22 protein-coding genes are annotated in these 18,940 nt (G+C 65.1%); 14 read left to right on the plus strand and 8 right to left on the minus strand.

All coding sequences use genetic code 11. The features are described 5' to 3' along the window. The first annotated feature begins 96 nt into the window (after window positions 1–96). The 4 genes from BMI89_RS17710 to BMI89_RS17725 all read left to right on the plus strand — a co-directional run bounded on the left by BMI89_RS17710 (window position 97) and on the right by BMI89_RS17725 (window position 3,986). Window positions 97–1,755 carry a BCCT family transporter gene (locus tag BMI89_RS17710; protein WP_078572177.1) on the plus strand — a complete coding sequence of 553 codons (1,659 nt, stop codon included), beginning with the start codon at window positions 97–99 and terminating at the stop codon, window positions 1,753–1,755. A 143-nt stretch (window positions 1,756–1,898) separates the two neighbouring features. Further along, window positions 1,899–2,723, plus strand: a complete 825-nt coding sequence (locus BMI89_RS17715; protein WP_078572179.1) for a glycosyltransferase family 2 protein — start codon at window positions 1,899–1,901, stop codon at window positions 2,721–2,723. Between the two features lie 64 nt (window positions 2,724–2,787). Next, the gene (aroQ, locus tag BMI89_RS17720) at window positions 2,788–3,225 is read left to right on the plus strand and encodes a type II 3-dehydroquinate dehydratase (RefSeq protein ID WP_078541320.1); all 438 of its coding nucleotides are present in this window, start codon (window positions 2,788–2,790) and stop codon (window positions 3,223–3,225) included. Between the two features lie 62 nt (window positions 3,226–3,287). After that, the gene (locus BMI89_RS17725; protein ID WP_078572180.1) at window positions 3,288–3,986 is read left to right on the plus strand and encodes a DUF2927 domain-containing protein; all 699 of its coding nucleotides are present in this window, start codon (window positions 3,288–3,290) and stop codon (window positions 3,984–3,986) included. Here BMI89_RS17725 and BMI89_RS17730 read toward each other — a convergent pair whose 3' ends face one another. From BMI89_RS17730 to BMI89_RS17740, 3 genes are all read right to left on the minus strand, one after another. Then, window positions 3,987–4,724, minus strand: coding sequence for a sulfite exporter TauE/SafE family protein (locus tag BMI89_RS17730; RefSeq protein WP_078572181.1), 738 nt, complete (start codon window positions 4,722–4,724; stop codon window positions 3,987–3,989). A gap of 67 nt (window positions 4,725–4,791) precedes the next feature. Next, window positions 4,792–5,745 carry an aldo/keto reductase gene (locus BMI89_RS17735; RefSeq protein WP_078572182.1) on the minus strand — a complete coding sequence of 318 codons (954 nt, stop codon included), beginning with the start codon at window positions 5,743–5,745 and terminating at the stop codon, window positions 4,792–4,794. A 19-nt stretch (window positions 5,746–5,764) separates the two neighbouring features. Next, a complete protein-coding gene (locus BMI89_RS17740) occupies window positions 5,765–6,475 on the minus strand; it encodes an SDR family oxidoreductase (protein WP_078572183.1) in 711 nt (236 codons plus the stop codon). Between the two features lie 227 nt (window positions 6,476–6,702). Here BMI89_RS17740 and BMI89_RS17745 point away from each other — a divergent pair, with 227 nt between their 5' ends. Then, window positions 6,703–7,293 carry a phosphoribosyltransferase family protein gene (locus tag BMI89_RS17745; protein WP_078572184.1) on the plus strand — a complete coding sequence of 197 codons (591 nt, stop codon included), beginning with the start codon at window positions 6,703–6,705 and terminating at the stop codon, window positions 7,291–7,293. A gap of 94 nt (window positions 7,294–7,387) precedes the next feature. On the opposite strand, the gene BMI89_RS17750 is transcribed toward BMI89_RS17745, so the two are convergent. From BMI89_RS17750 to BMI89_RS17760, 3 genes are all read right to left on the minus strand, one after another. Beyond that, window positions 7,388–7,813 (minus strand): DUF2267 domain-containing protein, encoded by a 426-nt coding sequence (locus tag BMI89_RS17750; RefSeq protein ID WP_078523151.1) that lies wholly within the window; start codon window positions 7,811–7,813, stop codon window positions 7,388–7,390. A 38-nt stretch (window positions 7,814–7,851) separates the two neighbouring features. After that, entirely contained in the window at window positions 7,852–8,274 is a 423-nt protein-coding gene (locus BMI89_RS17755; protein ID WP_078572185.1) for a cytochrome c, read from the minus strand. Window positions 8,275–8,353: 79 nt separating this feature from the next. Beyond that, complete coding sequence (locus BMI89_RS17760) at window positions 8,354–8,923, minus strand: Hsp20/alpha crystallin family protein (RefSeq protein WP_078572186.1); 570 nt, start codon at window positions 8,921–8,923, stop codon at window positions 8,354–8,356. 191 nt (window positions 8,924–9,114) lie between these two features. On the opposite strand from BMI89_RS17760, the gene BMI89_RS17765 reads away from it, so the two are divergent. The 9 genes from BMI89_RS17765 (at window position 9,115) to BMI89_RS17805 (ending at window position 16,392) form a co-directional block, all read left to right on the plus strand. Next, on the plus strand, window positions 9,115–9,954 hold the full coding sequence (locus BMI89_RS17765) for a universal stress protein (RefSeq protein WP_078572187.1): 840 nt from the start codon (window positions 9,115–9,117) through the stop codon (window positions 9,952–9,954). Between the two features lie 8 nt (window positions 9,955–9,962). Continuing rightward, window positions 9,963–10,397 (plus strand): host attachment protein, encoded by a 435-nt coding sequence (locus BMI89_RS17770; RefSeq protein WP_078572188.1) that lies wholly within the window; start codon window positions 9,963–9,965, stop codon window positions 10,395–10,397. Window positions 10,398–10,505: 108 nt separating this feature from the next. Further along, window positions 10,506–10,871: a hypothetical protein gene (locus tag BMI89_RS17775; RefSeq protein WP_078572189.1), complete on the plus strand. Its 366-nt coding sequence runs from the start codon at window positions 10,506–10,508 to the stop codon at window positions 10,869–10,871. Window positions 10,872–11,613: 742 nt separating this feature from the next. Beyond that, window positions 11,614–11,970, plus strand: coding sequence for a hypothetical protein (locus BMI89_RS17780; RefSeq protein WP_078541300.1), 357 nt, complete (start codon window positions 11,614–11,616; stop codon window positions 11,968–11,970). Between the two features lie 93 nt (window positions 11,971–12,063). Next, window positions 12,064–12,477, plus strand: coding sequence for a hypothetical protein (locus tag BMI89_RS17785; protein WP_078572190.1), 414 nt, complete (start codon window positions 12,064–12,066; stop codon window positions 12,475–12,477). A gap of 73 nt (window positions 12,478–12,550) precedes the next feature. Beyond that, window positions 12,551–12,952 carry a curli-like amyloid fiber formation chaperone CsgH gene (gene csgH / locus BMI89_RS17790; protein WP_143593938.1) on the plus strand — a complete coding sequence of 134 codons (402 nt, stop codon included), beginning with the start codon at window positions 12,551–12,553 and terminating at the stop codon, window positions 12,950–12,952. Between the two features lie 238 nt (window positions 12,953–13,190). After that, a complete protein-coding gene (locus tag BMI89_RS17795; RefSeq protein WP_143593939.1) occupies window positions 13,191–14,228 on the plus strand; it encodes a helix-turn-helix transcriptional regulator in 1,038 nt (345 codons plus the stop codon). Beyond that, the gene (locus tag BMI89_RS17800; RefSeq protein WP_078572193.1) at window positions 14,215–15,561 is read left to right on the plus strand and encodes a hypothetical protein; all 1,347 of its coding nucleotides are present in this window, start codon (window positions 14,215–14,217) and stop codon (window positions 15,559–15,561) included. Before BMI89_RS17795 ends, BMI89_RS17800 begins: the two co-directional genes overlap by 14 nt. Window positions 15,562–15,693: 132 nt before the next feature. After that, window positions 15,694–16,392, plus strand: a complete 699-nt coding sequence (locus BMI89_RS17805; protein WP_078572194.1) for a response regulator transcription factor — start codon at window positions 15,694–15,696, stop codon at window positions 16,390–16,392. On the opposite strand, the gene BMI89_RS17810 is transcribed toward BMI89_RS17805, so the two are convergent. Both BMI89_RS17810 and BMI89_RS17815 read right to left on the minus strand, forming a co-directional pair. Next, window positions 16,382–18,340, minus strand: a complete 1,959-nt coding sequence (locus tag BMI89_RS17810; RefSeq protein ID WP_078572195.1) for an ATP-binding protein — start codon at window positions 18,338–18,340, stop codon at window positions 16,382–16,384. The two genes, BMI89_RS17805 and BMI89_RS17810, sit on opposite strands and share 11 nt — an antisense overlap. Window positions 18,341–18,499: 159 nt before the next feature. Beyond that, complete coding sequence (locus tag BMI89_RS17815) at window positions 18,500–18,934, minus strand: hypothetical protein (protein ID WP_078572196.1); 435 nt, start codon at window positions 18,932–18,934, stop codon at window positions 18,500–18,502. Between the last annotated feature and the right edge of the window lie 6 nt (window positions 18,935–18,940).

Genomic DNA, 18,940 nt, shown 5'->3' on the forward strand with positions numbered 1-18,940 from the left:
TGATCGATCCGAGGGAACCCTGCCGAGACGTGCGGGGATTGGGCGCCCAGTCTCGTCAACCGACGCGATCCGGCGCACCAACAGAAAGGGAGACCAATGCACGATAAGATGCCGCAAGAACGGCTGTTCATATTCCCCAAGGTCCACAAGACGGTGTTCCTCGTCTCTGCGGTCCTCATCATCGGGTTCATCATCTTCGGCGCCATGTTCAGCGATCAGGCCAAGGCGCTCTTCACCGGCTTGCAGGACTGGCTCGCGACCAACCTCGGTTGGGCGCTGATTGTCGAGGTGAACCTATTCCTTGCCGCAACCGTCTTTCTCGCCTTCGGACCTTATGGCGATATCCGACTGGGTCGCATGACCGACAAGCCCGCTTACGGGCTTTTTTCATGGACGGCGATGCTATTCTCGGCCGGGATCGGGATCGGTCTGATCTACTGGGGCGTGGCCGAGCCCCTGTATCACTTCTTCGCCCCGCCCGTCGGCGAGGCGGAAACGCAAGCCTCCGCCCGGCAAGCGATGACCATCGCCTTCATGCACTGGGGCTTCCAGGCCTGGGCGATCTATGCGGTCGTGGCGCTGGCGCTGGCCTATTTCCACTTCCGCAAGGGCCTGCCGCTGACGATCCGCTCGGCGCTCTATCCGCTTCTGGGCGAGAAGATCTACGGGCCGTGGGGCTCTGCGGTCGATATTCTCGCGGTGTTCGGCACCATGTTCGGGATCGTGACCTCGCTGGGCCTCGGCGCGATGCAGATCAATTCGGGCCTCGGCACCGTCTTCGGCATCGACCAATCGCCCTTCGTGCAGATCATCATCATCGCCTGCATCACGGCGGCTGCGACCCTGTCGGTCGTGGCGGGCCTCGATGGTGGGATCAAACGACTGTCGAACCTCAATATCGGCCTGTCGATCGTGTTTCTCGCCTTCATGGTGATCGTCGGCCCGACCATCTTCATCTTCGACCTCTTCGTCCAAAGCTATGGCGACTACATCGCGGAGCTCGTCAGCTGGGGCTCCTGGACCGAGGCGTGGCAGAAGGACGGCTCGTGGCAGAATAGCTGGACCATCTTCTACTGGGCGTGGTGGATCTCCTGGTCGCCCTTCGTGGGCGTCTTCATCGCGCGCATCTCGAAAGGGCGCACGATCCGCGAATTCGTGGTGGGCGTGATGCTGCTGCCGACGACGATCATGTTCTTCTGGTTCTGCGCCTTTGGCGGCACCGCGCTCGACATCTCGCTGGGCGGTGACAGCACCATCGTGGACGCGACGAAGAACGCCTATGGCGACGCGATGTTCGCGCTGCTCGACCATTTCCCGGCGGCGAAGGTGATGTCGGGCTTCACGGTGATCCTGATCGTGATGTGGTTCGTGACCTCCTCGGACTCGGGCTCTTTCGTGATCGATATGCTGACCGCGGGCGGCGACGCCGATCCGCCGAAGGTTCAGCGGATCTTCTGGGCAATCACCGAAGGCGCGGTGGCCTCGGTGCTGCTGCTCGCAGGCGGGCTGAACGCGCTGCAGGCGGCGGCGGTCGTCGCGGGCTTCCCCTTCGCCATCGTGTGCTTCTTCATCCTCGTCGGATTGCTGAAAGCGCTGCGATGGGACCCCTTGATGCTCTATCGCCACAACCAGCGCTACCAGAGCGACGAGGAGGCCGATCACGCGATGCCATCCGAATTGCCGGGCGATCTCTACGGGGCCGATCCGACCCCGCCACCGGCACCGCAAGGGGCGCAGGCCAACCCTGCGGAGTGATCGCAAGACCCATGACGAGAGAAGGCCGGGCCGCAGCGCCCGGCCTTTCCATGCGGCGCGTTGGCGGGGCCAGAGTGGCGTTAGGGATTTCTTAATCGTGTTGACGCAGCGTTAGTGGAGTTCCTAACGGATGGGTAAGGTCGATGAAGATTTCCCTGATTACTGCGGTCTATGACGCTGAGGACACCGTCGGCGACGCCATCGCCTCGGTCGCACGGCAGAGTCACCGCGATCTCGAGCATCTTATCATCGAGGGGCGCTCGCTTGATCGCTCGCTCGCAGAGATCGAGGCTGCGCGCCATTCTCGGATGATAGCTTTTAGCGAGGCCGATGCGGGCCTCTACGATGCGCTCAACAAGGGTATCGTGCGGGCCACGGGCGAGGTCGTGGGCTTCGTTCATGCCGATGATATGCTGGCCCATCGTGATGCGCTGGCCCATGTCGCCGCGGCTTTCGCCGATCCGCGGGTCGAGGCGGTCTTCGCCAATCTCGATTATGTGCTGCGCGGCGATCCGGATACGGTGATCCGTCACTGGGCCAATGGCGGCTTTACCCCGGCCAAGCTGCGCCGGGGATGGGCGCCTGCACACCCAACGCTCTACCTGCGGCGTTCCACCTATGCGCGGCTGGGAGGCTTTAACACCTCTTACCGGATCGCGGCGGATTACGACTTCATGCTGCGTGTCTTCAGCGCGCTCCAAGGTCGCGCGGTCTACCTGCCGGAGCTTCTCTACAAGATGCGGCTGGGCGGCGTCAGCAACCGCTCGCTCGCGCATCTGCGCCGCAAGATGGCCGAGGACTACCGGGCGATCCGTGCCAATCATCTGGGTGGGCCGGTCTCGGCGCTCGGCGTGCTCTCGCGCAAGAACCTCTCCAAGCTGCGCCAATTCGTCGAGCGTGACCAAGGCGCCACCCCGTCCGCCGATCACGCCCTTTTGCTGGACGCGAACCCGCGCAAGGCCCTATAGCTTGGGGAAATGATCCGCGCTGGGGGCAGGGCGCACCCGTCCCACGCGCCATCCGGAGCGCAGAATGTCGAAGACCATCCATATCCTCAACGGCCCGAACCTGAACCTTCTGGGCAAGCGCCAGCCCGAGATTTACGGCTCGGACACGCTCGAGGACGTGGAGCGGATCTGCCGCGAGGAGGCGCAACCCAGGGGCTTCGAGGTCGAGCTATTCCAGTCGAATTTCGAAGGCGAGATCGTCGAACAGATCCACCGCGCGCGCGACGAAGCCTGCGCCATCGTGATCAATGCCGGCGCCTATACCCACACCTCCGTCGCGATCCTCGATGCGCTCAACACCTTCGAGGGCCCGGTCTTCGAAGTGCATATTTCGAATGTTCACAAACGCGAAAGCTTCCGCCATCATTCCTTCATCTCGCAGCGGGCCGAGGGGGTTCTGGCGGGCTTCGGGATCGAGGGTTACGCCCTCGCCACCCGCCGCGCCTGTTCGGTTCTGAGTTAAGAGAGGGCTTTAAGATCGGTTTGCAAGGGACTGAAAAGGTAGCAGGAATTTCGCGCCGGGTGATGTCCGGTGCAGCCAGCATCGCGCTTGCGCTGAGCGTCGCGCTCCCCGCGCAAGCTCGCGACGCCGCCGCCGATCGCAACATTGCCAATTCCGGCAAGATGAGCGATCGCGACTTCTACCGGGCGATGGCCTGCGCCGCGCGACCCGGGGGCGCCTGCACCTTGCCCTATCGCCGATGGGCCGCGAGCAAGTGCAGCGATCTCACGGTGGGCATCGCCTTCCGCTCGAAGCATTTCCCCGCCAAGCGCGCCCATGCCATCGAAGAGGCCGCCCGCGCGGCGATCGACCAGATCAACAAGACCGGCGCCGCGCTGCACCTGAGCTATGCCGGGGCGCGCCCCGCGGATATCAATCTCTATCTGACCGACACGCCCGTTGGCGGCACCGTGCGGGGAACGCCCTCGCACCGCCTCAACGGCAGGCGGCTCGGTCGGGGCACGGTCGCGAAAGTGACCTTCTACTGGCAGACGAATACCGGCCGGATCACCGATGCCGATATCGCCTTCAGCCGGGACATCCAGATGCGCGACATCCGCTCGGTCGTACTCGAGGAAATCGTGCAATCGCTGGGCTTCTCGACCGATCTGGAAGACCCATATTATACGCAAAGCTCGATCTTCTCGGAGAACGGGAATTCGGTTACGCGGTTGATCGGGCAGGACGCGATGACCCTGCGCAGCCATTACCCGCCGCGCTGATCACATCACCTGCATCCCGCCGCGGATCAGCAGCAGAACCGACAGCAGCGCCAGCATGATCTGGATGACCCGCATATAGAGCTGCTGCGACAGCCGCGCGGTCAGCCAGCGCCCCGCAACAGTGCCCGCGATGCCTGCCACCGCAAGCCCCGCGACCAGCGACCAGTTCATCCCGTCGAGCTGACCGATCACCCAATAGGCAGGCAGTTTCACGATATTGCCGATCGCGAAAGCAATGGCGATGGTGCCCGCGAATTCCAGTTTCGGAAGCTTCTGCGGCAGGAGGAAAGCCTGCACGGGCGGCGCACCGGAATGGGTGATGAAGCTCGCGATCCCGGTCAGCGTGCCCCAGAACAGCCCCGGTACGATACGGGCCTCGGGTTGGCTCTCGTCATGGCGTTTCAGCCAGGCGCGCGCGACATGCCAGATCCCGATCAACCCGGTGAAGATCAGCAGCGCCCATTCGGGTGTGTAGGGCGTGATGAGGGTGGCGATGGCGATGCCCGCGAGGATCGCAGGCACGAGGATGAAAAGGTTCCGCTTCGAGAAATGGTGGCGGTAGAGCCAGACGCCCACCCAATCGGTCACGATATAGACCGGCAGCAGAGTCGCCGCCGCTTTCACGGGGTTCATGAACAGCGCGAGCATCGGCACCGCAATGGCCGCGGCGGTCGAAAGCCCACCTTTCGACATCCCGACGATCAGAGCCGCCACGATCAGCAAAACGATTTCATACATGTAAACGGGGTCCGGTCGGGAGGAGAGGATCGGGTGGCCCGGCGGGCCACCCGGGAGTTAGGAGATATTAAGCGCCCGCGTCGGTCAGGCGGCGCATCTCTTCGTCAGTCAGGCTCATCTCCACGGCTTTCGCGAAGCTCTCCACCTGCGAGAGGCTGGTGGCGCTGGCGATGGGGGCGCTGACGCCCTCGCGGTTGATCAACCATGCCGTCGCGACCTCGGCCGGTTTCGCGCTTTTCTGGCTGGCGACGTCTTCGAGAACGTCGAGGATCGCCATGCCGCGATCGGTCAGGTATTTCTCGACCATCCCGCCGCGCTTGCGGCCCTCCAGATCGGCTTTCGAGCGGTATTTGCCCGACAGGAACCCGGCGGCGAGCGAGAAATAGGTGACCACGCCGATATTCTCGCGCAGGCAGAGATCGCGCAGCGGCCCGTCGAAGCCGTCACGGTCATAAAGGTTATATTCCGGCTGGATCACCTGATAGCGCGGCAGACCTTCTGCATCGGCGGTTTCCAGCGCCGCCGTCAGCAGTTCGGCATCGTAATTCGACGCGCCGATCGCGCGAACCTTGCCTGCCTTGAGAAGTTTGTCATAGGCGCCCAGCGTCTCGGCATGGCTGACGCTGTCATCGGGCCAATGCGAGAAATAGAGATCGACGTGATCGGTCTTGAGCCGCTCCAGTGAGCGGTCGATGGCTTTGGCAATCCACTCCGCACCGAGGCCTTTCTCGCCCGGTCCGCCCATATCCGAGCCGACCTTGGTGAACAGCTTCACCTTCTCGCGCATGCCCGGACGCGCTTCGAACCAGCGGCCCAGAACGGTCTCGGACTCGCCGCCCGAATTGCCCTCGGCCCATTTCGAATAGACGTCGGCGGTGTCGATCGCGTCGAACCCGTGGTCGATGAAGGCGTCGAGGATGCGAAAGCTCTCGGCCTCGTCCAGCGTCCAGCCGAACACGTTGCCGCCGAAGATGATGGGGGCGATCTCGAAGCCTGTCGTGCCGAGGAGTGTGCGTTTCATGGGAGGTCCTTTCGCTTGCTCAGACCAGCAACCCGCCGCCTTCGACAAAGACGGTGGAGCCGGTCATGTAAGGGTTGTCCATCAGGGCGAGCGCCTGAATGGCGATATGTTCGGGCAGGCCGACCTGGCCCACGGGCAGACGCTCGGCCGCATTGTCGAACATCGCGCGGCGTCCATCGCCCTCAAGGCTCTCGTACATCTCGGTTTTCACCAGCCCGGGGGAGATGCAGTTAACCCGCACCGGCGCGAATTCCAGCGCGAGGCCACGGGTCAGCCCTTCGAGCCCTGCGTTGATCGCGCCCTGGATCGCCGCGCCGGATTTGGGCCGTTGCGACAGAAAACCCGAGGTGAAGGTGAGCGATCCGCCTTCCGCGATCTTGGCCGCACGGGCGAGGCGGTAAGCGCCCCAGAATTTCGACTCGAAAGAGGCTTGGGCGTCTTCCAGCGGCAAATCCTTGAGCGCGGCGACCTTGGTGCTGGCCGCCGAGCAATAGATGTGGTGCCACTCGGGGCGCGCGTCGAAGAATGCCTCCAGTGCGGCGGCGTCGCCGGTGTCGAGCGTCACGCCCTCGACCGCGCCACCAAGCCGCGCGCAGGCCTCGTCTACTTTCTGCGCCGAGCGGGAGGCGATGGTGACCCGTGCGCCGCGGTCCAACGCCGCCTGCGCCACGCCGAAACCGATCCCGGACGAGCCGCCCACAACGAGAATGCGGTTATCTTTCAAACTCATGGCGCTGATCTCCTGCTCTCGGGCTGTCGCGCTCTGCCATGCGGCGACCACTCAAAATCGACATAGGGCCGCGGGTGCGGCGGTCCCGAATTTCTTTTCACTTTGTGCGGAGCACGGCGCGGTTACACGGCGATTGCGTCGATGTCCCGTTGTTGAAGATCAATGCCGCGCCCTCGATGGCACGGCACGCTGGCTTCCGACTGCACCCATGGGCAGGGGAGGCCCGCATGAGTCATCTCGAAGGCTATACCGACCGGACCGAGGCGGGGATCATCCTCGCGCGTCAGCTTGAGGCCTATCGCGGGCGCGACGCGGTGGTGCTTGCGCTGCCGCGTGGCGGGGTTCCGGTCGCTTGGGAGGTGGCCGAGCGCCTCGATCTGCCGCTGGATCTTGTCTTCGTGCGCAAGCTCGGCGCGCCCAGCAATCCCGAAGTGGCGCTTGCGGCGATCGCGGGGCTGCGTGGCGAGGTGCTGGTGCGCAACGCCGATGTGATCCGCGCCAGCGGCTGCGATGAGGCGACTTTAGAGGGCCTCGCCGCCCGCGAGCGCGAGGTGATCGCGGACCGGATCAAGCGCTACGGCGCGCCGGGTCTGCCGCTGGCCGGGCGGGTCGCGATTATCGTGGATGACGGGGTGGCGACGGGGGCCACGATGCGCGCGGCATTGCGGGCGGTTCGGGCCGCCGGTCCCGAAGAGCTGGTCTGCGCGATCCCGGTCGCATCAGAGGACGCTCTGGAGGCGATCCGCACCGAGGCCGACCGCGTGATCTGCCCGCTGGTGCCGTCGTTCTTCGGGGCGGTCGGGGCCTATTACACCTAATTCGGGCAGGTTCCCGATGCGGAGGTCGCGCAAATCCTCGCCACGGCGCAGGCGCGACCGTTGGGCAAGGATCGGGCCTAGCAGTCCCTCTCGGTCAAGCGAGCAGGCTGCGCAGCGAGTGGCGCATCGCTTGCGTCACCTGCCGGTATTCGCCTTCGGAAATCCGTTCATGCAGCAGATCGAACACCGCCGCGACTTCCGCTTCTGGATCGTCGAGCGGGCGGTCGGCAAACGCCTCCGCCACCCGGCCGACAAAGGCGTCGCGATTGCGCGGATGCGCGGGTTGGCGCGAGGGCACGAAGCCGTCGTAGTAAATCCCGCGCAGCAGCACCGGAAGTTGCGCCCCGAGATCGGCAGCTTCTGCAGTGGTCAGGAAATCGCGGATCGCGTGCAAGGTCGTGCGCAGCAGCAGATAGGCGTGGCTGCGGTCCTTGTTGTCCAAGCGATATTCGAGATCGTTGAGCCATTCCGCCACGATCTGCGGGGCGTGGTCGATGGCACTCAGGCCAGTCACTTTCATCGGTCAAACCTCCCGGTTGGAGTGCTGAGGACGCTGCCTCAGCCTTGAATGCTTGCGAGATATTCCGCGATTAGCAGGATTTGCCCGCGCGTGTAGATCTCCGCGTTGAGCGCGCCGACCGTGCCTGCGGTCTCTTCCATCATCGTCGGGCCGAAGCTGGGCATCGCGCCCCGGTGGAAGGGCATCTGCTGGCCGCCGTCGATCAGATGCACGACCCGCGCGAGCGGGAATTCCCCATTATTATTCGCCGAAAGCTGGGTGAGCGCCGGCACCTGCGTGGTGAAATATTCGCTGAGCGGCCCGTCGCCGGCCGCGCTCTTGCCGTGGCAGGTGGCACAGTAATTTTGGTAAAGATCGGCCCCCATCTGCGCCGCGGTCATCGGGCTGCTGGAGGCCTCTTCCGCACTGGCGGGAAGGGCCCATGCGAGGGCTGCGAGGGTTGCAAGAATGGCTCTGGTCATCGGACTGTCCTTCCGGTTCAGGGGGCGGCACGTCGCGCTGACAGTTCGGGGCGCGAAGGGCCGCCCGGGTGATGCGCGCTCATCGCGCCTTGACGTCGATGCGGCGATCTTTCTCGCGCGCTTCGGCGGCTTTCGGCAGGGTCACGGTCAGGACCCCGTCGCTCAGAACCGCCTCGATGCGGTCCGGGTCGACCCCGCGCGGCAGAGCAATCATGCGTTCGAGCCTGCCGGAACTCCGCTCCTGCAGGACGTAGTCGCCCTCATGCGCCTCGCGCTCGCTGGTGCGTTCGCCGTGGATCTTGAGCCGCCCGTCTTCGAGCTTGAGCTCGATCTCCTCGGGCTTGAGACCAGGCAGGTCGACGCGCAGCTCGTAGCTTCCGTCATTCGCGACGAAATCCATCGCCGGGGCGGAGAGAGCGCCAAAGCCCGCTGGCAGGCTCAGAGCGCGGGACCAATCGCGTCCGGAATGTGTGAAATCGTCGAAAAGGCGATCGATCTCCGCGCGCAACATCCCGAACACATCGCGCCCGCGCGCAGGCGCAGAGGCGCTGGTGGCGGCGCCTTTCGCGGGTGTTTCGGCACTCGGGGTCTTGTTGGTCGGCGGGGTGTTCTCGTGTTTGATGCCAATCTCTTTGGCTTGAGGTGTCATGCTGGATCTCCCGTGCGAAGAATCTCAATGATGGAACGGCATCAAGCTTTGATGACCAGCGCGGCACCCGCATTGACGGCGCGCATAGCGGCGCGCGGCCACGCGAAAGGATACGACGTTGCGCACGATCAATGCCGTTTCGCGCTCAGCGCCGTAGGTTCGGGCCGTTGTGACCACTCAGGAGCCCCAAGATGATTCCGCGAACCATTGCCGCTGCCTTTCTAGAGACCGACGAAGCCCGCTGGCTCGCTCCGATGGCGGCCTCGCTGTGTCGCCGCTTCGAGGCGCATCTGATCGGGGCGCATGGCGTGGAGCCGCTGCCGCTGTTGGGCGGCGATCTTGCGAGCGATCCGATCGTCTATCCCGAATTCGTCGACTGGCAGCGCAAGGAGGCGGCCGCGATCCGCGAGACGTTTGAGCATGCGCTCAAGGCCGAGGATGTGCAGGGCGAATTTCGTAGCCCGAGCGGTGCGCGTGACGCGCTGATCGATTTTCTCGTCGATAGCTGCCGCGCCGCCGACCTCGTCCTGTCCGCGCAGGTGCCGGCCCATTCCGGGCGCGCGGGCGACGTGCGTATGCAAGAGCAACTGATCCGCCAGGCCGGGCGTCCGGTTCTGGTGGTGAGCGAGGCTGCGCAGCTCGATAAGCCCGCGCAACATATCCTCGTCGGGGTTTCGTGCAGCCGCGAGGCGATGCGGGCGGTGCATGACATGCTCTACCTTGCGGCGCATGGTGCGCGGATCGATCTGCTTTCCGTGTCGCCGTCGGAAGGCGAGCGGGAGGCCGTGGACGATTTGCGCGACGACCTCGCGGCGGCGCTGGACCGGCGCGGCTTCGACGTGACGCTTCTGGATCGGATGAAGACGACCTCGGAAGCGGGCGATGCGTTGCTCCATACCGCGCGCGAACGCGGGGCCGAGATGATCGCCGTCGGCGCTTACGGCCATTCGCGGCTCTATGACTTCGTGATCGGCGCGGTGACCACGCGCCTGTTGGAAAAATCCCACCTGCCGGTGCTGTTCTCAAAATAGGTGAGCCGATGCGACAGCCGAAAAAAACCGAATGGATCGTTGTGATGAACGCCGCCAGCGCGCATGTGCTGGCCGATGCCGAGGGAAGCAAGGCGGTCTTCGAGCTGGAAGCGCCGCATGAGAGCCCGCGCGATAAGGCGGGTCGCAGCTTCTCGAGCGGGTCGCCCGGGCGGCGGGCCACGATGGCGCCGCATGGCGATCCGGACCACGCGCCGGAGATCGCTTTCGCGCATCAGCTGTGTGAACGTCTCGAAGAGCGCCTCGGGCGAGAGCAATTCGACACGCTGGTCCTCGTCGCGCCGCCGCGGATGCTGGGCGCGATGCGGGATGCCATGTCCGCGGCTCTGGCGGCGCGGGTGAGCCGGGAAATCCACTCCAACCTCGCGAGCCTCTCGCCGCGCCATTTCCGCGAAAAGCTGCAAGAGGCACTCAAGGTCACGTGAGCCGCGCGTTTGCATTTTGCAGTGACGGCGATCAATGCGCGACGTCTTGCGGCTTTGCATCCTGCCTACCTGTCGCACGGTTCAAAACCGGATCAGAGGAGAAACGCTATGGCCAAGACTTCCAGCGACGCTGCACACGAACGCGCCGATATCGAGGACCACGAACGCCATGCGGTCGAGGCGATCCGCTCCGATCTGGAAGAGCTGCGCGACGATGTGACGGAGTTGGCGCAGGCGTTGCGACGTCATGGTCGGCTGCGGGCCAGCGATCTTGGCGCGGAGGCGACGCGGCGGGGTCACGATCTCGCGGAGGATACCCGCGACGCGGTTCTCGAAATGCGCCACTCGCTGGCAGAGGCGCAGCATGATTTGCGTCGAAGCGTGCGCAGCCATCCCGTGCCCTGGGCCGGAGTGCTTCTTGGTATGGTGGGAACCGGCCTGCTGGTCGCGCTGCTGATTGAGCGTCGCAATTGAGGGGAACTGGCATGTGTGTGGGGGCAGGCCGCACGGGCGGTAGGGGTCGATAAAGAGACACCGCTCGCAGTGTCTGTCAGGGGGGAGTGGCGCGCGTTTCCGTATCGGGAGCGCGCGCTGCGCATTTCGGGGCGCGTCGCCGCGTGGTCCGTGTCGGTCTTCCCCAGTTCCCTCCGGCCTGAGTCGCGCGGCTCTCTCCATAAGCACGGCCAGAGCCGCCGGTATCATCCGAACAGCTCCGAGATATTCGCAATTTCCGCCCTCGCGTAGTTTCAAGCGGTGGGCTTTTCCAACCGTGTATTGTCGCGCGTCAATGCGCTGACATGCGGAGCCATCGGCGCCGCCGATCTCCCTCGGGTTGGCGGCCTGCGTCTCACGCAGATGGCCTTTCGTCATTGCGCGGGCGCAAGCGAGACTACCATCGCCCGCACCCCATCCGCTGCAACGCTCCGCACGCCTGCGTCACGCGCTGGCCCGTTCGGGGCAGCTGCGCGGCCATATGCGCGCAGTGGGCAAGGATATCGCGTCTGGCGCACCACTTGCGCCGGTGGGTGAACTATCGCGGGCGGTCCGCGGTCGGGCGGTGCCGAAGGGGCAGCGTTCAGGCCGAAGCGCATGGCGATCGGGGCGTCTTCGATGATGTTTGCGTCCCCGATCCCGGCGCAGCTCCGGCGTAGCGTGGAGGAACGATCGGGACGCGGATCCGGATCGATCAACATTCTTTAGTCTGGAGACCATCACCATGAAACATCTGCTTCTCGCCACCGCTGTCGTTCTCTCCGGCGCCGGAGCCGCCCTCGCAGGCGGTAACGTGTCGCTCACCGACCAGATGGGTTGGTTCAATGGGTCGAGCACGACGCAGCTTGGCATGAACAACTCGGCCATCACCGTGCAGCGCGACTACGGCAACACCAGCACCACGGTGCAACGTGGGATCGCCAACTTCTCGGGCACCGGTCAGACCGGCGCGTTCAACAACTCGATCACCGATCAGCTGGGCCTCGGGAACTACTCGTCCACCATTCAGGGCAATGTCGGCAACTCGTCGGCCACGGTCCAGACCGGTGTCGGCAACGTGTCGAGCACCGTTCAGAACTGACGTCCCATGGTTGATCGGGCGGGCTGCGATCCGCCCGATCAACGTCTTGAAGGCGGCTGCTGTGCCGTCGCGACAGCAACAAGGAGAAAGGTTATGAGTTTCGCAACACAGATGAGAGCCCCCACGGCGCCCCCCGCGATCCTCGCGACCGGGCTTTTGGCCGCTCTGGCATTGGGCGTTTTCGCGAAGGAAGCTGCGGCGCAGAGCCGGCCTTTCTATGATCCGAGCAGCGCCCCCATCGCATCCATCGCCCCGCAACCTTCACGCGGCAATGTGGCCGTCACGCAGCAGCAGGGCAGCTTTAATGACGCCTCAACCACGCAGAGCGGGCACAACAATGTCGCGGGGACCGTCCAATCGGGCTCTGGTTTCGGCAGTTCGATCTCTCAGCTCGGCAACTACCAGACGGAGACCCATTTCCAGGGTGAGACCCGGCTGGGTGTGACCCGCAGCGGGAGCAGCGTTGGCGGAAACGGCTCGATCGGCATTCAGTTCGAGCTGAAATGAAACCGATAGCCGTCCGTTCAGCCCCGCCCGTTGCAACGCGTGCGGGGCAGGGGGACGAGAAAGGAGGCACACCATGCCTCGGAACCTGCAAATGCTCGACTACCTGCGTCGCGGAGGTCTGCTTGTCCTCATCGGAGGGATGCCATTCGGAATGGCGCTCGCGATGAGCGCGCAAACCTCACAAGGCGCAGCCCCTCTCAGCTGCGAGATCGCGGAGCGCCCCGCAGCTCCGCATCTCGAGCTGACCGCGCGGGTGCAATCGGCGCGCGCAATGCGCGGGCGCTACTCCTTCACCGTGATCTCGAGCGGTGCGGGCGGCACCTCCAGCACCACGCAGGGCGGCGCTTTCGCCACCCGCGCGGACGAGGCGCAGACGCTGTCCAAGGTCTATGTCTCCGCCGGTCCACATGCCGTCGTCTCGGCGCGACTGGACGTCGAAGGCGAGGGTGGCGTGACCTGCAGTGCAAAAAAGTGATCGTCGGGACCCGCTGATTCCGCCTCTGTCCGCGCCGCACATTGTCGGCGCGCATAGGCAGGCTTGATGGCTGTCATTGTCGAAATTTCTCCGTGGCGGAGGATTCCCCTAATCAGAGGGTTAAGGGGATTTCGCCATGTCTTTGAGCATGCACGCTGAGAACGGCGCAGCGGTCGATCAAATTTTCACATCTGCCATCGAAGGGGATCTATTTCGGTCCGTGCTCGCGGTCGCTGCGATGAATTTTCCCGAAGCGACGCCGATGATTGTCGGGCTGGAACGGATGCAGGGCGCAGGGAACTTCCTGCTTCTCGATACGCCGAACCCGGAATTGCGCCGGGCCTTTGCCGAGGAGATGCGCGCCCCCGACGGCTGGGCGCACAGTCTGCACGGGCAGGAGATCGGCCGGGTCTATGACGACGGCGATCTCGGTGCGGAGACGGTGAATGGCGGGCCGATGGGGCAGGTGCTGCGCCGGACGAGCCCGCCCAAAACCTGTCTCGCCGGTGTCCTGTTCGAGCGCGGCGAGCGTCATCTGTTGGGGATCGAACTGCGCTACCCGCGCCATCTGGAGGCGGAGCTGCGGCGGCCTTTGAAGGACTTCCTGACCCGGCTCGCCCGGCAGCTCGATGTGGCGACGCGGATCATGGAGGTGCGCCAACGGCTCGACGCGGCCGAACGGCTCAGCGGAAACCTTCTGGAAATCCTGCCCTTCTCGGTGGTGCTGTGCAACGAGCGGCGCAACGTCTCGCGGATGAACGGGCGGGCGCGGGCAATCCTGCGTAATGGCCGCGCGCTGCAGGTCTCGCCCGACGGGACGTTGCGGCTGTGCGATCCCATCGTGGATGACGAATTCGCGACGCAGATCCAATCGCTGCAAGGCAGCCTGCGCCAGCGCGTCGCGGTCATGTCCGTGCCGCGAAATCGCGGTGAGCCGCGCGAGATCCTGACAATCATCCGGCTGGCCGCGGGCGAGGCGGTTGGTCTGCCGGGCGCCGGGCCGAATTTCGCGGTGATCTACGAAGACCTCGATATGCCGCTCGAACTGGATCAGGATTTTCTCTGGCGGCTCTTTGGCATGAACGCGAAGGAGGCCGATCTCGCCTTGGCGCTGCTGGCGGGGGAGTCGATCGGCGAGCTGGCCTCGCGCCGGCGGATGTCGAAGGAAACCTTGCGCAATCAACTCGCGGCGGTGATGCGCAAGACCGAAACGTCGCGCCAACAGGAGCTGGTGGCCCTTCTGAGCCGCCTTGCTACGATCAATGCGACGGCGTGAGCGCATATTCCACCCCATCGGCTGCGCCCTTGGCGGGCTGGTCGCGCTCGCCACGCTGACGCCCCCGGTTCAGGCGCAGCCGTCCTCGATGTGGCAAGGCTGGTCGCTCGCGCCGCCCCAACGCGGACCGTTCGTGCCGGGGCTGGGCTCTCAGATCACCGGAGAGGAGGGGCGCGGCGTGGAGTTCGGGCTGCAAGACCCCGTGCGCCCTCTGCAAATCCTTCCGCAGGCGGGCTGGACCCCGGATTTCTCGACCCGGCCTCAGCTCGGTCTGACTTTCGGGCGCGGCTCCGGTTTCGCGCAGGCGCAAGCTGTCTCGGGTCTGCCGAGTTCCGGTACGCTCCTTCTGACAGGGCCGCGCACGGGGCAGGGCAATATCGCGATCGATCTGAACCCGATGCTTGGCGCGGGGGGCACGCTGTCGGGGGCAAATGCGACAGCCTCGCTGTCCCTTCCCGACGGGCATGGCGGCACCGTTCATATCGAGCAACAGTCCTTCTCGCCCGCAGTCACTGGCAATCGCATCGAGACCTACGCGTTTTCGCCCGGCGCAGGCGGGGGCGGATTCGCGGCGCTCAGCCTCGACGGGGCGACCGGAAAGGCGACGGCGCTGGCGGCGGTATTCGATCCGGGCGGGTTTTCCGTTATCGGTCTCGGTGCGCCGGACAGCGTGAAGGTCGCGCAACGGGTCAGCGCGCATAGCCGGGTGCGCGAGCTGGGCGGCGTGATCGCGAGCCCGCTGGGTCACAGCCGCGACTGGAGCTGGGGCCCGCGTCTCGGCTTCGGGGATCTGTCGCGCCACACGGGCGAGACCTACACGACGACGGCCTCCCTCACGGCGAGCCGGGCCATCCCGGCCATCGAGAGCGCCCGCCGCACGCGCCTGCACGAGCGCAGCCAGAGCCTCACCTTGGGGCTGGGCGGGCGGCGTCTCGTGACCAGCGACCTGTCCTTCGGCCTCTATCTCGATCTCGGCGCGAAAGCGGTGTCGGCAAACGGTCGCAGTGAGGAAACCCTCTCGATCCCGGGGCTCGCCTCGGCCAGCAACGCGCCCGAGCGGTCCCGATATTCCCGTGTGGAACCGATCCTGCGGGCGGGCATGGTCTTCGAGCAGCAAATCGGCCGGAACAGCGCCTTCGCCGTCTCTCTGGGGGTGCAGGAGACGGGGCAGGCGTCGCTCATTTCGCGCTCTTCGGGGACGACGACGGTGGGCTCCGGCTCTGTCTCGGCGGCGGCGCTCTCGACTGCGGGCGAGACCATCCGGCACGACGAAATCCGGTGGCGGCACGGGTTTGAGGGAACGATCACGTTTAATTTCCTGTACCGTTTCTGACACTTGATCACCATCAAAGACAGGGCGGACAGGGGGCGCCGATCATGACATAATTCGGGACAGGGGTTTGCGGTGCCATGAAAAGCGCCGCGGCGCTCCCGATAGGTGCGGAGGGGATAGGAGGTCGCGCCTGTGGAACAGCAGACAATTCTCGTCGTCGAAGATGATCCTTCCGTGCGCGGCGCGCTGCGGGACTGCCTTGAGGCGGAAGGCTGGGCGGTGCGCGAGGCATCGGACGCCACTGGCATGATGCAAGAGATCGAAGCGGGCGACGTCGATCTCGTGACACTCGATCTGGGGCTGGGCGCGGATGACGGGCTCGCACTCGCGCGTGTCCTGCGCGGGCGCAGCAATATTCCCGTCATCTTCATCACCGGGCAAGGGCAACCGCTCGACCGGGTACGCGGTCTGGAGGCGGGGGCGGATGACTACATCGTCAAACCCTTCGCCGCGCGCGAGGTCGCGATCCGCATCCGCAGGGTGCTCGATGGCTATCGGACCCGCAACGTGCCGCGCGAGCGGCTGCGCATCGATCACAGCAGTATCGACCTGCGTCACGGCGTGATCGAGCATAATGACGGTCGCCGCGAGGATCTGACCGGAACGGAGGCGAAACTGCTCGAGTTGTTCCTCAGCCGCCCGGAGCAGGTGCTCTCGCGCGACGACATCAACCGGGTGCTCCACGGGCGCGACTGGTCGCCCTATGACCGGACCATCGATACCCATATTGCCCGGCTTCGGCGCAAGATCGAACCGGCGGATGATGCCAATCGGATGATCCGATCCGTGCGCGGCGTGGGCTATGTCTTCACCGGCCAGATCATGGGGTAGGTCCCTCCGGCTTGAGCGCACGCGCGACCGCCGCACTCAACGTCGAGAGAGAATAAGGCTTCGTGAGCAATTCCACCTCGCGTTCGGCTTCGGGGCGCCCGGAGAAATGCTCGGACGTATGGCCAGAGGTCAGGAGGACGGGCAATGCGGGATCGCGGGCGCGGGCGCGATCGACAAGGTCGAAGCCCGAAAAGGTTCCGGGCAAGACAACGTCGGAAAACAGCAGCTCGACCGGCTCGCCCGCCTCGATCTGTTCCAGCGCCTCGGACGCGTTCGCGGCCTCGATCACCGCGTAGCCCAGAGCCTCCAGCCGGTCGAGAACAGCCTCGCGCACGAGCGGATCGTCCTCGACTACCAGCACCAGCTGACCATCGCCCATTCGCAGCGCGTCGTGATGGTCGGCAGGCGCGGGCGTGGGCTCCCCCTCGGTCTCGGGCAGATAGAGCGTGATCGTGGTGCCTTTGTCGGGTGCCGTGTCGATATGCAGGAAGCCGCCCGCTCGCGCGACCGAACTCGCCACGCTGGTCAGGCCGAGCCCGTTCCCGACATGCGCATCCTTGGTGGTGAAAAACGGATCGAGAGCCTGCCTGCGCACGTCCGGGGTCATGCCTTGCCCGGTATCGGTCACGCTCACCGTGAGGAAGCAGCCCGGCCGCGCGCCGTCGATCTCGGCGGCCTGATGCGCGTCAAACCGCGCGCAGCCGGTCTGAATGGTGATCGTGCCGGAGGCCGTCATCGCGTCGCGCGCATTGATGACTAGATTGAGCAGTGCGCCGTCCAACTCCCCGCGATCCATGTAGATCTGGCCATGATCGGCGCCAGGCAGGAGACGCAGATGCACCTGTTCGCCCAGCACACGCTCCAGCAGCGTCCATGTCTCGGCGAGTTGCGCATCGAGGTCGAAGCACACCGGTTTCGGCGTCCGCGCTCCGGCAAGCGCCAGAAGCCGCTGATTGAACCCAGCGCCGATCTGCGTCGCGTCGATCGCGCGTTCCAGATGGTCACGCGCGATCTCGGCCATCTCGGCGCGCGAGGCAAGCTCCAGATTGGACAGGATGACGGTCAGCAAATTGTTGAAATCATGCGCAATCAGGCCCGCCATTCGGCCCACGGTTTCCAGCCGCTGCGCCTGTACCAGCGCCTCCGATATCCGCGCGCGCTCCGTGCGATCGAGGATCGCGCCGACGGCGCCCAACGGACGGGGCGGATCGCAGGTCTCATCAAACCGGATATTGCCGCGCAACTCGATCACTTTGGGCTCGGCGCTATGGGCCAGCTTGAACTCGATCGAGAACTTCCGACTGCCCGTGGGGTCCAGCGCCGCGCGATAGACCGCGTCGAACTGCGCACGATTCTCCGGCGCGGCGAGGGCGAGCCATTTCTCGTAGCTGTCGGGCACCTCCTGCGTCTCCAGAAGCTGCCGGGCGGATCCGGTCGCGAGGAATGCATCACGGTCGAAATCCACCTCGAACAGGGCGATCCCGGCGGCATCCATCGCCTCGGCGATCCGTTCCGCGCGCAGGGCGGTCGGCGGCTGCGAGCCCTTCCCGGCGCTGATATCCTCGATGATGAGGATAATCCCCGCGACGCCGCCGTCGCGGTGGATCGGTGCGGTAATCCAGCGGTTCCGGATCACACGCCCATCGGGGAGCGTCGTCCAGGTCTCGTCGCATTGCACGACTTCTCCGGCGAGCGCTTTATCGCGGGCGACGGGGTAGCCCTCCGGTAGCCACGGTAGCAGGTCGCCGTCACCCGGTTCGCTCGCGCCTGAGATAGCGACGCCGTAGCTCTCCTGAAACGCCGCCGAGATCGCAACCAGACGCGTCGCGGTGTCGAACACTGCGACCGGGATCGGCATCAGCGAGATCATGTCTCCCACACCATCGGCAAGCGCCGCGCGCGAGGCACGCGTCTTCGGTCCGGTGTCTTCGCGTTTGGAATTTACCACTGGCGCCACCTCATTTCGCGCTTGGCACCACGCCCTGATCACTCATGAAATCATACTCGGTCTCGTGTCCCGCCGTGGAGGAAAGACGAAAAATCGCACAAAACTATACCTGCCGGGCCCGCCGCTGAGAGGTAGATCCGGCCTTCCCATTGCGGTCGCTCAGACCGGGGTCGCGTGGCGGTGCTCGCCGAAACCCGCGCCTTGCAGGGAGGTCATGAACAGGTCCTGCACCTGCTTCTGGCTGTCGAACACCGCCTCCGTCATCTCCTCGGCATATTGCCCCCAGAGGCGGCGATAGAGCGCGGAATAATCGTCGATCGCGCCGGAGTAGAACTCCGACCAGGCGGAGGCAATTGCGGCGGGATCGCCGGGATTGGACAGGCTGGCAAGCAGGGCGCGGTCGCAGGTGATCCGATCGGTGGTGAAGCGCAGCCATTCCTGATTGAGCTGCAACAGTCGATCGGCCGCCTGAGTTTGCATCGCGACGATCGGGCCAAGCAGTGCCGGGTCCGGCCCGTCTGGCGGTAGCAGGCGTTTCACGAGCTCAGCATAGCCCGCGCTGGTGCGGGCGGTCGCGTCGGATTTGCGTGGCATAGGGGC

The organism is Thioclava sp. F36-7 (assembly GCF_002020075.1).
Taxonomy (GTDB): domain Bacteria; phylum Pseudomonadota; class Alphaproteobacteria; order Rhodobacterales; family Rhodobacteraceae; genus Thioclava; species Thioclava sediminum.

Excerpts from the sequence above, each read along its gene's own strand:
- BMI89_RS17710 (WP_078572177.1), top strand. The coding sequence starts at position 97 with ATGCACGATAAGATGCCGCAAGAACGGCTGTTCATATTCCCCAAGGTC.
- BMI89_RS17715 (WP_078572179.1), top strand. The coding sequence starts at position 1,899 with ATGAAGATTTCCCTGATTACTGCGGTCTATGACGCTGAGGACACCGTC.
- aroQ (WP_078541320.1), top strand. The coding sequence starts at position 2,788 with ATGTCGAAGACCATCCATATCCTCAACGGCCCGAACCTGAACCTTCTG.
- BMI89_RS17725 (WP_078572180.1), top strand. The coding sequence starts at position 3,288 with ATGTCCGGTGCAGCCAGCATCGCGCTTGCGCTGAGCGTCGCGCTCCCC.
- BMI89_RS17730 (WP_078572181.1), bottom strand. The coding sequence starts at position 4,724 with ATGTATGAAATCGTTTTGCTGATCGTGGCGGCTCTGATCGTCGGGATG.
- BMI89_RS17735 (WP_078572182.1), bottom strand. The coding sequence starts at position 5,745 with ATGAAACGCACACTCCTCGGCACGACAGGCTTCGAGATCGCCCCCATC.
- BMI89_RS17740 (WP_078572183.1), bottom strand. The coding sequence starts at position 6,475 with ATGAGTTTGAAAGATAACCGCATTCTCGTTGTGGGCGGCTCGTCCGGG.
- BMI89_RS17745 (WP_078572184.1), top strand. The coding sequence starts at position 6,703 with ATGAGTCATCTCGAAGGCTATACCGACCGGACCGAGGCGGGGATCATC.
- BMI89_RS17750 (WP_078523151.1), bottom strand. The coding sequence starts at position 7,813 with ATGAAAGTGACTGGCCTGAGTGCCATCGACCACGCCCCGCAGATCGTG.
- BMI89_RS17755 (WP_078572185.1), bottom strand. The coding sequence starts at position 8,274 with ATGACCAGAGCCATTCTTGCAACCCTCGCAGCCCTCGCATGGGCCCTT.
- BMI89_RS17760 (WP_078572186.1), bottom strand. The coding sequence starts at position 8,923 with ATGACACCTCAAGCCAAAGAGATTGGCATCAAACACGAGAACACCCCG.
- BMI89_RS17765 (WP_078572187.1), top strand. The coding sequence starts at position 9,115 with ATGATTCCGCGAACCATTGCCGCTGCCTTTCTAGAGACCGACGAAGCC.
- BMI89_RS17770 (WP_078572188.1), top strand. The coding sequence starts at position 9,963 with ATGCGACAGCCGAAAAAAACCGAATGGATCGTTGTGATGAACGCCGCC.
- BMI89_RS17775 (WP_078572189.1), top strand. The coding sequence starts at position 10,506 with ATGGCCAAGACTTCCAGCGACGCTGCACACGAACGCGCCGATATCGAG.
- BMI89_RS17780 (WP_078541300.1), top strand. The coding sequence starts at position 11,614 with ATGAAACATCTGCTTCTCGCCACCGCTGTCGTTCTCTCCGGCGCCGGA.
- BMI89_RS17785 (WP_078572190.1), top strand. The coding sequence starts at position 12,064 with ATGAGTTTCGCAACACAGATGAGAGCCCCCACGGCGCCCCCCGCGATC.
- csgH (WP_143593938.1), top strand. The coding sequence starts at position 12,551 with ATGCCTCGGAACCTGCAAATGCTCGACTACCTGCGTCGCGGAGGTCTG.
- BMI89_RS17795 (WP_143593939.1), top strand. The coding sequence starts at position 13,191 with ATGAATTTTCCCGAAGCGACGCCGATGATTGTCGGGCTGGAACGGATG.
- BMI89_RS17800 (WP_078572193.1), top strand. The coding sequence starts at position 14,215 with ATGCGACGGCGTGAGCGCATATTCCACCCCATCGGCTGCGCCCTTGGC.
- BMI89_RS17815 (WP_078572196.1), bottom strand. The coding sequence starts at position 18,934 with ATGCCACGCAAATCCGACGCGACCGCCCGCACCAGCGCGGGCTATGCT.